This is a genomic window from Pantanalinema rosaneae CENA516 (genome assembly GCF_050753385.1).
In the GTDB taxonomy this organism is placed as follows: Bacteria; Cyanobacteriota; Cyanobacteriia; order Leptolyngbyales; family Leptolyngbyaceae; genus Pantanalinema; species Pantanalinema rosaneae.
The window spans coordinates 1-10,366 of record NZ_JBLZFZ010000105.1; the positions used below are offsets into that span (position 1 = coordinate 1).

The following is a 10,366-nucleotide window of genomic DNA, read 5'->3' on the forward strand; positions in this document are numbered from 1 at the left end:
AGATGTGTATAAGAGACAGCAGGTGGGGAGGTGGGGACGATAGGGAGATGGGGAGGTGAGAGGAGCGAATGTGGGTTACCAATGGGGATCGGATTTGAGTAGGGTGGCGATCGCATCGCAGGATAGGGGTTTGGCAAAAAAGTACCCCTGGGCATATTCACATTTGAGGGCGCGGAGGCGGGCAAGCTGTTCAGCCGTTTCTACACCTTCTGCCACAATGTCCATGCCCAGGTTATGTCCCAGCATGACGATCGTTTGCACGATGTGAGCATCTTCGCTTTCATCGCCCATCCGGCTGACAAAGGAGCGATCGACCTTAATCGTATCGGTGGGGAACCGATGCAAATAACTTAAGGAGGAGTACCCTGTACCAAAATCATCAATACTCAGTTGCAGATTCAATTCCTTCAGCCGCAGTAACAGGGCGATCGTGGCTTCCACATCGGTCATCGCAATACTTTCAGTAATTTCCAACTTGAGACAGCGACCATCCAAACCTGTATCGTGTAATGTTTGCTCGATTTGTTCGACCAGATCCGGTTGGGGAAATTGTTTACCCGATAGATTGACACTGACGAGGAGGGGCGGCTCCATGGGGAATTGTTGCTGCCAGGTCTTTAGCTGTTGGCAGGCTTCGTGAATAATCCACCGCCCCATCGGGATAATCAAATCCGTTTCTTCCGCAACGGGAATGAATTCGGCAGGATGGACAAAGCCGCGTTGGGGATGCTGCCACCGAGCCAGCGCTTCAAATCCGGCAATTTTTCCAGTTTCCAACGAAATAAACGGTTGATAATGCAGGCGAAACTCCTGGCGTTCGATCGCGCGGCGCAAATCCGTTTCCAGTTGCAATCGGGTCATCACTTGATCGCGCATTCCAGCTACAAACAACTGGTAGCGAGCTTTTCCCGAAGCCTTAGCCTGCTGCATTGCCGTGTGAGCATCGCGCAGAATATCCTCAGGGTGAGCTTGCGAATCAGCACAGTCCAGCACCATGCCAATACTGGCTGTGGCAAACACTTCTTGCCCATTGAGGGAGAAAGGTTTAGTCACCTGACGCTGAATTTGATCTGCTAGATGCATCACCTCTTCGGCATCGCGAATATCCCGCAACAACACGGCAAACTCGTCGCCCCCCACCCGAGCCAACTGGGTTTGCGATCGCAGACAATGGCGCAAGCGGTGGGCAAAGGTAGCAATGAGTTGATCCCCCAGGCGATGTCCGAAACTATCATTGATCGTTTTAAAGCTGTCCAACCCCAACAAGAGGACGGCGGTGGACGGTGGTTCGCGATAATTGAACCAGCCCAGGAGGTGACGATCGCTGGCGATCGCCCACTGAAGGTGTTGAATAAATAAGGTACGGTTGGGTAATCCGGTCAGGCTGTCATGCAGGGCATCATGCAACAGTTTCCAGACAATAACGCCAATGCTGGAAGCCACTAACGCGATCGCGGCGGGGACTAAGGGAATCCATCCGGCGGCTGAAAATATACCTAAACAAATCCCAAATAGTCCGCCAACACTGGCGATCATGGCTACGCCTAGTGCCAATGGATGCCGAAACCACCAGGCTAATACGCCCCCCGCCACTGACCATGCCACAATCCACAGCATTTCACCCGCTTGTGCCCAAAACCAAAATAAGGGTCTGCCATCCAGCACCGTACTGAGGATCTGGCTGACCATTTGGGTATGTACGAGTACGCCCGGCATCTTCGGGCTTTGGTTAGCTGAGAGATTATAGGGGGTGAGAAATAAATCTTTGACACTGGGAGCGGTGGTTCCCACTACGATGATCTTGTCTTTGATCCAGGCTGGATCAACGCGATCGGTTAATACTTGAGTCAACGTCACCTGGCGGGCGATGTCGCTTGCAGAGTGATAATTCAGTAAGACCTGATAGCCCCCATCATCGATCGATTGGTAGCCTCCCGAATCGCGATCTAAGGGTGGAAATACGGTGTCGCCAATCTTTAAGTAGTCTGGGGTGGCTTGGAAGGCTAACTTCTCGTTGCTCAGGTAGCGTAAACTCAAGCGCAGGGAGAATGAATAGAGTTTCTCTGTCCCTTTAGAGGCATACAGCAGATTTCGGCGTACCACGGTATCTGGATCAAGCACAATATCACTGAATCCGACCCGTTCCGGCGGAATACCCGGAGGCGGTGGCACTTTGCTGTCCTCTGCATCTCCCAGGCTTTTGATGGTAATGACGTTATCGGCTTGCAGTTGTGCCAACAGCTCCGATCGTCCGGGTTGAGTGGGCACATCCCGGTAAATATCCAACCCAATCACCCGAGGTTGATACCGTTGGAGGTTTGCCAGCAAGCGAGCAAAAACAGCATCCGACATCGGCCATTGGTTTTGGGTGCGAATGTCTTCCTCGGTAATGGCGACCACTAATAAGCGAGGATCCGCCGCCGCTTCCGATCGTAGCCGCACCATTTGGTCAAACGCTAACAGTTCCAGGGGTTGTAGTCCCCCTAAATTGCGAATTCCTAGAACCGAGCCTGCGACTAATACACTGGTGACGAGAACGGGATGAGTCAGGATAGATCCCACAACTCGGCGGCTGTTCCTTAACACTCCTGCATATTTGATTCGGAAATCCGTCATGTGAGCTATGAGAACCTGATATAGGCGAATACGGATATGGTTGTCGTGAACGATACGGCAAGAGTAGACGGCTACCAAGAGATTCAACCCAGCCCCCAAGCACAGTTACAGCACTTGACCCAAAAAATCCAGGGGCTTCGTTCCATCCTATCTGATAGGCTTCAGAACGGGCAGAGGGGAGTGGGGCATTTGAGTGTAGCCGCACAACTAGGGGAGTAGGGGTAAGAATTCCCTTGAGACATTGCCAGTGTTTCTAGAGCCAGATCATTACGAGCTATTTACTCTATTACTCTGGTACACCAGAGGTTTCCGGTAAGTTAGACGGAGTTGGTGATGCCGGACGATCGGGAGACGGGGTCGGAGCAGTGCTCGGTTGAGTAGATGCAGCGGGACCAGATTGAATACGCGATAACGTGAGCGAAACCAGAGCATACCCAAGATAGGCAGGCAAAATGATCGCGGTGAGCAATGCGATCGCCCATATCAGTGTTCCCCAGTTCGAGGTTGAACCATAGTGGCTCCGATAGGGATCGATCGGTAATAGCTCAGAATTCACCAGATCCCGCAGTGCGATCGGTCGTTTGAACCGTACCCGGCGATCGTCTAACTTCTCCAGTAAAATCCACCCTGATTGCGATTCTTCATCACATAACTGTTTAAACACAGTGGGATCACGAAAGACATCCCGATGGGCACGGACAATTTTAAACTCCCATCCGGCTAATCGGGGATTTCTCGGTGGTTGCGGTGGAGGCAAACGATTGGAATGAGCCTCTAATGCTTGGTTGTCCTGGGACTCATAGGGGGTCAACGTTTCTTCCTCCTCCTGTTGCTGTGCCTCAAGCTGCTGTTGCTGCCATAGCCAACGACTGACCATGACGGCCTGAATGCCCAGACTACCGACCAAAAGGCTCAAAAGTTGTAATTCCAACATGTCTGTTCATCTAGGAGCCACGTTAGCGGTGGTGATTCCAGCCTGATAAATAGCGCGACTATAGCAGTTCTACAAGTGTTTGACCGAATCTCCTGCAACACGCGAACCTGCGTCTATCGATTGATCACAGCGATCGAAATAGGAATAAACCTGAGAATTTCTTGAACAAATGTTAATTATTCTCCAATCCATTGAGTATCTTGTCGGCGATCCCAAAAAAGACCTAAAGAATTACCAACTCACGGCTGGAGAAGCATAGAGTTATTGCCTTATATTATTGAGTTTTAGCAACAATCCTTAAATAAATTAACAGCCTATTTAAGAATCAAATGATAAGGTTGAATAATCAAGTGGATGAGGAAAGCGCTTCGTCTTTCTGGGTTTAGGTTTGGTACACGTCTCGAAACTCACCGTTGCAGGCGGCAAGGAGTGTGTTCCTATGGTGGTTGACTACATTGAAATTAAGCCAGGAACTCGTAATCACCACGGGTATTTCATTCAAGAAATTCCCTATCGCTTAGTTGATATCGATCGCTCTGGTTGGGCATTGATTTGCATGAATGAGGTTGTTTGCTATTACGTCGATCCCGATAATTTGGAAACGGCTACTGAGCAATCATTAGAAGTTTAGAGGTCGATGACTTGCTGAAGGAACATGGGAATAGGGTTGCCAGATGGCTGCTCGTCGGGGGTAGCCATCTTTTTTTATGCTTCTAAATCGATCGAGCTTTTTTGATAGGCTAAAGAACGACCTGTATAACTTTATTTAATAGCAACCGATGAAAGAGCAGTTCTTCCAGTGGTTAAATCTGGCGCTAATGGCAAATTTATTTTTTGTGCTATTAAGCTTTGTGTGGTTTGCGATCGCGGTGGTGGGGCGGTCGGCGGGAGTGCCACTCGGTCTGGATATCTGGTACTCTCTCTGGACTCCGGTGATGCAACCTGCGATCGGTATTCTGATGGCAGGAGCCATTATCAGTGGCATTAGTAGTTGGGTTGCCAAACGTCTGGAATCCCGTTCTTCTGGTTTGTAAAGAAGCAATTAAACAGATCGCCGATTCAGTCGGGGCGGGTTTGGCTGAAAACTCCTCGAACAAGGTCAATTCATTGGCTCAACCCGCTCTCAGACTAATTAATCATTTTTGGGCATTAACCAATCCGTGGTTTCCAGGGTCAGTTTCACTTCGGCGGTTCCGGTATTGACATACTCGATCGTCCGAATCGTGCAGGCATAGTCCCAACCTGTTGCATCCGTCACGACCTTTGCGATCGCCTGTTCTAACGCCTTCGTATTAACTTCTTTCAGCTTATTTTCTAATTCCATCAGTCTGTTCCTTAAAGAGTGGCAGGGTGTATTCCTCTGTCGCTAACACACCCTACACGATTTCGTGGATCTGGCTAGAAATTACCGTGATTTTCGTTGGCGGCTTTCAGGCGATCGAGGACGGTTGCCACTGGAATAGATCCCAGTTCACCCTCTGCCCGTGTCCGGATGCTGAGGGCATTACCTTCTATTTCCTTGGCTCCTACCACAGCCATCACCGGAATCTTATCCTTCTCGGCATTGCGAATCAGTTTGCTTAAGCGCTCGCCGCTGGTATCGACTTCTGCCCGGATTCCCATTACCCGCAGTTTGCTGACCACATCATTGGCGTAGGGAAGGAATTCCTCACCCACTGGCAATAGCCGTACCTGCGTAGGCGCTAACCAGAGGGGGAAATCCCCGGCATATTCCTCAATCAGAATTCCGATCAAGCGCTCTAAGGAACCAAAGGGAGCGCGATGAATCATGACTGGACGCTTGCGAGTGCCATCCTCGGCTACATATTCCAGGTCAAACCGCTCTGGTAGGTTGTAGTCTACCTGCACCGTTCCCAGTTGCCACTCGCGATCGAGAACATCCTGGAAAATGAAGTCCAGCTTCGGGCCGTAGAAGGCGGCTTCTCCAATCCCTTCAAAGGAGGGTAGACCGAGGGTATCGGCGGCTTGGCGAATGGCAGCTTCAGCCTTTTCCCAGGCTTCATCGGAACCGATATATTTATCTAACTTCGGATCCCGGAAACTGAGGCGGGCGCGGAAGTTCTTCAGTTGCAAGGCATTGAAGACCGCCAGGATTAAGTCCACGACATTGAGGAACTCCTGTTCCAGTTGATCGGGGGTGACGAACAAGTGCGAGTCATCAACCGTGAAGCCACGCACCCGCGTTAAGCCCCCCAGTTCCCCCGACTGCTCGTAGCGATACACGGTGCCAAATTCGGCTAAACGCATCGGCAGTTCCCGGTAAGAGCGCAACTCACTCTTATAGATCTGAATGTGGAACGGGCAGTTCATCGGCTTTAAGGCAAACCCCTGTTCTGCCAGTCGCGCCGCATCATCCTCCGCCATCATCGGGAACATATCTTCTTTATAGTTCTGCCAGTGCCCGGAGATTTTGAACAGATCGACGCGTCCAATATGGGGGGTGACGACGGGTAAGTAGCCGCGTTTGAGTTGTTCCTGTTTGAGAAAATCCTCTAGCAGCGATCGCAGCGTGGTGCCTTTAGGAGTCCAGAGTGGCAGACCGGGACCTACCGGATCGGCAAAAATGAACAAACCAAGTTCCTTCCCCAGCTTGCGGTGGTCGCGCTTGAGGGCTTCTTCCTTGCGGCGTTTATATTCAGCCAGTTGTTCTGGCGTTTCCCAGGCGGTGCCGTAAATTCGCTGCAACTGGGCTTTGGTTTCATCCCCGCGCCAGTAAGCTCCCGCGACACTCTCTAAATCAAACGCACTGGCATTCAATTCAGCCGTATTCTCTACGTGAGGGCCGGCACACAAATCCCACCATTGCTCGCCCAGGTGATAAATCGTAATTGGTTCTTGCAAATCCGCCAGAATTTCCAGCTTATAGGGTTCATTAATCGCTTGAATCCGACGTTCGGCTTCCTCCCGGCTGACCTCTTCCCGTGTCACGGGCAATTTGCGGTTGATGATTTTGATCATCTCCTTCTTAATTGCCTTCAGATCCTTCTCGGCAAACGGTTCTGGGCTATCAAAATCGTAATAGAAGCCATTTTCAATCCAGGGGCCGATCGTCACCTGTGCCTTGGGAAACAGCTTTTGCACTGCCATTGCCATGACATGGGATGTGGTGTGACGAATCTTTTTCAAACTCTCGGATTCGCTCGTCTTAGGCAAATGGATTTTTTCAGGCTGATTGGCTTCAGACATGGATCGTTAATACAAATAAATGAGGTGAAAATAGCAGCATGATCAGGCTATAGGCTCTATCTTAACCGTTTGGACTGACTGACTCGGTAGCCGATCGCGATCGACCGGGAGAGAATTACCTTCCCTGCACCGCTAATTTGTAAACTTATATCACCAAAGATTAAGAAACCCGAAAGAAGTTAAGATAACAAGATACAGGCGATACAGTAATTTAATTCTTGCCTGAGCCTGGATCAAGCAGATCAGGCTAACTCTAGACGGTTCTGGAACCACCTTGGGAGGATTCTCATCGGTGGTTAAAGCTCTTAGAATTGAGTTAGTTGGTTAAGCCAAACTTTTGATAAAGCGAATAAATTAGGCTGTTTGATCACCAGAATTCAGCGATCTGGATTTTCGAGGAAGCGCTATGATACTGCACCTGCTCTATATTCTTGCGTTTACCATCCTTGCGTTTTTGGCGGTTGCCAATTTAATTCGCAATCTCATGACCTTGGGGATGGAATCTCAGCGTTCTTTTTCCTCGGCTAAAAATAGAACCAATGGGTCACGATCGTTCTCTGGCGGTCAACCTGCCGTACCCCACCCCGAATTTTTAGATAATAGTGGTAATGTGATTAATGAGCCTTTGCTGGTAATGCGATCGATGACGGTAGACGATGCGCGAGAACAGTTGGATGCACTGTATGAGTCGTCTCCCGGTTCCAGTGCCCCTGGTTCCAACAACGAATCGCGGGACGATAGCTAGCAGGCTGTAATGGGTTGTCCATGACGGAACAACGGGACGAAAATTATCTCCCTCAGCGCCCTGAAGTAGATTCGGAGCCAACGGAGGCTTCGTCGTCTCCACCGCTCTCAAATCCCTCGTTCCCCGATCGAGTGTTTGGGTTCTTCAGTGGGGCGGGTGCTCAAGTTCGTAAACTATTGCCGATCGATCAGGCTGCCCAATCCCTGGTGCAGTGGTTTAGTGTCAGCGAAGATCAAGTTGCCGAAATTCTGGAAACCGTTCGCGCCAACTTGCCTACCACCGAAGCCCTCTTAGTTGGCAAGCCCCAGGCTGGCAAAAGTTCAATTATTCGGGGAGTAACTGGGGTGGCGGCGGAAATCGTCGGACAGGGATTTCGACCCCATACGCAATATACCCAGCGTTACGCGTATCCAACGGCGGATTTACCCCTGCTGCTGTTTACCGATACCGTTGGGTTAGGCGATGGACGGCAGGATACGCAAGTCCTGATTCAAGAATTATTGCAAGAGCTAAAAACGGGCGATCGTGCCAGCGTGGTGTTGCTGACCGTCAAGATTAATGATTTCGCTACGGATACTTTACGGCAAATCGCCCAACAACTCCGGCAGAAATATCCGCACGTACCCTGTCTATTGGTTGTCACCTGTTTACACGAACTGTATCCGGCTGATGTTGTGGATCATCCCAGTTATCCACCCGAATATCCTGATCTGAGCCGCGCCTTTGCCGAACTGCAACGGGGCTTTGCGGGGTTGTACGATCGCTCCGTGTTGATTGACTTCACCTTAGAGGAAGATGGCTTTTCGCCCGTGTTTTATGGTTTAGAAGCTCTACGAGACACCTTAGCCGAGCTATTGCCTGAAGCTGAAGCCCAAGCCATTCATCAACTGCTAGACGATGGTGTGGGCAGTCAATTAGGCAATCTGTATCGGGATGCGGGACGGCGGTATATTCTGCCCTTTGCCGTCATTGCTGCCACTTTAGCGGCGGTTCCCTTACCGTTTGCGACCATGCCGGTGCTAACAGCCCTACAGGTGACAATGGTTGGAGCATTAGGCAAACTCTATGGTCAGACCTTAACCCCATCCCAGGCTGGCGGTCTGGTGAGTGCGATCGCGGGTGGGTTTTTAGCGCAGGCGATCGGGCGAGAGTTAATCAAATTTATTCCGGGGTTTGGCAGTGTAATAGCAGCTTCCTGGGCGGCTGCCTACACCTGGGCGTTGGGAGAAGGAGCCTGTGTCTATTTTGGGGATTTGATGGGGGGCAAGAAGCCAGATCCTGAGCGGATTCAACAGGTAATGCGAGAAGCGTTTCAGACCGCCAAAGAGCGGTTTAAGCGTACTGGTACTCCAGCGAATGATTAAGCCACTTTGAAGCGGGGGTTGGCACGTAGTTCGCTCAGTTGAAAGGTTTGCACCCACTGAATCATGGCATCGGGAATAGCATCATCGCGATGCTTCAGGAGTAGGGCGGTGTAATAAGCCCGTTGCTTCACAACCACAGCGCAATATTCTGTCCCATAAATGGTGGCGTGACGGAACCCTTCTAGCTGGAGAGACGACATCAGTAGCGATCGCAATCCTAAGGCTTGAAAGATGGTTTGTACCCAACTCATGTTGCTGCTATCCGCAGTCGTAAAGTATTCCTTCGGCAGCCCATTCAGATCAAAAATTGCTGCACCTACGATATCATCGGCATAAGACATAGCTGAGTCTGTAGCAGGTAAAGAAGTTTTCAACCCAGCATTAGAAAGGGAAGGCATTTGAGCGACTCACTGGATAACTAGTTAGGATAACCCGAAGTTACAGCATGGGGAAGGGAGGCATAGCAACAATGATGTGTGGTGACAACACCGTTTATGGAGCGATTTTTGAGTAGTAAAATCCAGCTTTTCACTAAAGTTTGACGAAACACACACAACTTAATCACCCTGATGCCTTGCAAACTCAATTTAAACAACTGCTATGAATATTACGACCGTAAAATCGCTCAACCAACCAGCTAACATTTATAGCCAGTAAGGTAGTTTCAGTGAAATAGCTGATTGTAAAGAAATATTCTTATTAAAGTTGATTTGTAAATCACAGGTTGGCTTCTACTGAATCTCCGGGCAAGCAGGAGTGCAAATACTAGCACCTAGTGCTCTCTGGTTAAACAGAGCTAAGTCTAATTAGTATTTCATAACCTGGAACTTTCTTGATGCAAGTCACTTGATTAAGTCGTCGTTTGATTCAGTTGCTAGCAGGAGTAGATAGGAAGTTCTCTTGATAGAGTGTGCCGTTTTAACAAGGACTGTATCCCATCATCGCATGGGCTTAAGGGATTGTGATCTGCCCCTGGAGTGGTTTGATTGCCCCTGCCTGACAATCCCTCAACCAGGTACGAATGGCTAATGCGGTCACGCTCTGGCTGGCATTTTGGGGTGGGGTTAAGGGTTGTGTGCTACGGGGATAGTCGCCTTGACGGGAGAACAGAAGCGCTAGTTGCCAACCGGCTTTCGCTGGGGATAGGAATAACCAGTGATAACTCTGCCATTCTCGGACACCTTGTTCGGTGTACTGGCGTTCCAATGTGGTGAAAAAGACCTGCTGAAGCTGAGCATCCTCAGGACTGGCATATTCGGCACTGCCGATCGGGAGCGCGTCTAGCTCGGGGAGACTGGCGGCGATCGTATACAAATTTTCGTCTGGTCGCTGGGTGCGGCGGGGAATTCGACGTTGGAGCCGATTGATATAACTCGGTAAATCACGCACCATCGCTGTCGCCAGGGGTTCCAGAGCGATCGGGCAGGTGTAGCGTTGGGGGGGCGGAACGGAGCGGGAGCGGCTGAGGAGGTGGAGGGAGGCTGTCTCTTATACACATCT

The 10,366-nt window shown here is 50.3% G+C and carries 10 protein-coding genes; 4 read left to right on the top strand and 6 right to left on the bottom strand.

Going from position 1 to position 10,366, the window contains the following annotated elements; genetic code table 11:
• Positions 1 to 75: 75 nt before the first annotated feature.
• Both ACN4EK_RS31150 and ACN4EK_RS31155 read right to left on the bottom strand, forming a co-directional pair.
• Positions 76 to 2,562: an EAL domain-containing protein gene (locus ACN4EK_RS31150; RefSeq protein ID WP_431662330.1), complete on the bottom strand. Its 2,487-nt coding sequence runs from the start codon at positions 2,560 to 2,562 to the stop codon at positions 76 to 78.
• A gap of 340 nt (positions 2,563 to 2,902) precedes the next feature.
• Positions 2,903 to 3,532, bottom strand: a complete 630-nt coding sequence (locus tag ACN4EK_RS31155) for a hypothetical protein (protein ID WP_431662331.1) — start codon at positions 3,530 to 3,532, stop codon at positions 2,903 to 2,905.
• 457 nt (positions 3,533 to 3,989) lie between these two features.
• On the opposite strand from ACN4EK_RS31155, the gene ACN4EK_RS31160 reads away from it, so the two are divergent.
• Positions 3,990 to 4,181 carry a hypothetical protein gene (locus tag ACN4EK_RS31160; protein WP_431662332.1) on the top strand — a complete coding sequence of 64 codons (192 nt, stop codon included), beginning with the start codon at positions 3,990 to 3,992 and terminating at the stop codon, positions 4,179 to 4,181.
• 148 nt (positions 4,182 to 4,329) lie between these two features.
• The gene (locus ACN4EK_RS31165; protein ID WP_431662333.1) at positions 4,330 to 4,584 is read left to right on the top strand and encodes a hypothetical protein; all 255 of its coding nucleotides are present in this window, start codon (positions 4,330 to 4,332) and stop codon (positions 4,582 to 4,584) included.
• Positions 4,585 to 4,682: 98 nt separating this feature from the next.
• On the opposite strand, the gene ACN4EK_RS31170 is transcribed toward ACN4EK_RS31165, so the two are convergent.
• The gene (locus tag ACN4EK_RS31170; RefSeq protein WP_431662334.1) at positions 4,683 to 4,874 is read right to left on the bottom strand and encodes a hypothetical protein; all 192 of its coding nucleotides are present in this window, start codon (positions 4,872 to 4,874) and stop codon (positions 4,683 to 4,685) included.
• Between the two features lie 74 nt (positions 4,875 to 4,948).
• Entirely contained in the window at positions 4,949 to 6,757 is a 1,809-nt protein-coding gene (gene thrS / locus ACN4EK_RS31175; protein ID WP_431662335.1) for a threonine--tRNA ligase, read from the bottom strand.
• A gap of 406 nt (positions 6,758 to 7,163) precedes the next feature.
• Here thrS and ACN4EK_RS31180 point away from each other — a divergent pair, with 406 nt between their 5' ends.
• Together ACN4EK_RS31180 and ACN4EK_RS31185 are read left to right on the top strand one after the other, a co-directional pair.
• The gene (locus tag ACN4EK_RS31180; protein ID WP_431662336.1) at positions 7,164 to 7,502 is read left to right on the top strand and encodes a DUF2973 domain-containing protein; all 339 of its coding nucleotides are present in this window, start codon (positions 7,164 to 7,166) and stop codon (positions 7,500 to 7,502) included.
• A 20-nt stretch (positions 7,503 to 7,522) separates the two neighbouring features.
• Positions 7,523 to 8,866 carry a YcjF family protein gene (locus ACN4EK_RS31185; RefSeq protein ID WP_431662337.1) on the top strand — a complete coding sequence of 448 codons (1,344 nt, stop codon included), beginning with the start codon at positions 7,523 to 7,525 and terminating at the stop codon, positions 8,864 to 8,866.
• Here ACN4EK_RS31185 and ACN4EK_RS31190 read toward each other — a convergent pair.
• Positions 8,863 to 9,207 (bottom strand): hypothetical protein, encoded by a 345-nt coding sequence (locus tag ACN4EK_RS31190; protein ID WP_431662338.1) that lies wholly within the window; start codon positions 9,205 to 9,207, stop codon positions 8,863 to 8,865. The two genes, ACN4EK_RS31185 and ACN4EK_RS31190, sit on opposite strands and share 4 nt — an antisense overlap.
• Positions 9,208 to 9,817: 610 nt before the next feature.
• A complete protein-coding gene (locus ACN4EK_RS31195; protein ID WP_431662339.1) occupies positions 9,818 to 10,258 on the bottom strand; it encodes a hypothetical protein in 441 nt (146 codons plus the stop codon).
• Between the last annotated feature and the right edge of the window lie 108 nt (positions 10,259 to 10,366).

What these genes read in the sequence shown, in the direction of transcription:
- ACN4EK_RS31160 (WP_431662332.1), top strand. Translation starts at nt 3,990, where the DNA reads ATGGTGGTTGACTACATTGAAATTAAGCCAGGAACTCGTAATCACCAC.
- ACN4EK_RS31165 (WP_431662333.1), top strand. Translation starts at nt 4,330, where the DNA reads ATGAAAGAGCAGTTCTTCCAGTGGTTAAATCTGGCGCTAATGGCAAAT.
- ACN4EK_RS31170 (WP_431662334.1), bottom strand. Translation starts at nt 4,874, where the DNA reads ATGGAATTAGAAAATAAGCTGAAAGAAGTTAATACGAAGGCGTTAGAA.
- thrS (WP_431662335.1), bottom strand. Translation starts at nt 6,757, where the DNA reads ATGTCTGAAGCCAATCAGCCTGAAAAAATCCATTTGCCTAAGACGAGC.
- ACN4EK_RS31180 (WP_431662336.1), top strand. Translation starts at nt 7,164, where the DNA reads ATGATACTGCACCTGCTCTATATTCTTGCGTTTACCATCCTTGCGTTT.
- ACN4EK_RS31185 (WP_431662337.1), top strand. Translation starts at nt 7,523, where the DNA reads ATGACGGAACAACGGGACGAAAATTATCTCCCTCAGCGCCCTGAAGTA.
- ACN4EK_RS31190 (WP_431662338.1), bottom strand. Translation starts at nt 9,207, where the DNA reads ATGTCTTATGCCGATGATATCGTAGGTGCAGCAATTTTTGATCTGAAT.
- ACN4EK_RS31195 (WP_431662339.1), bottom strand. Translation starts at nt 10,258, where the DNA reads ATGGTGCGTGATTTACCGAGTTATATCAATCGGCTCCAACGTCGAATT.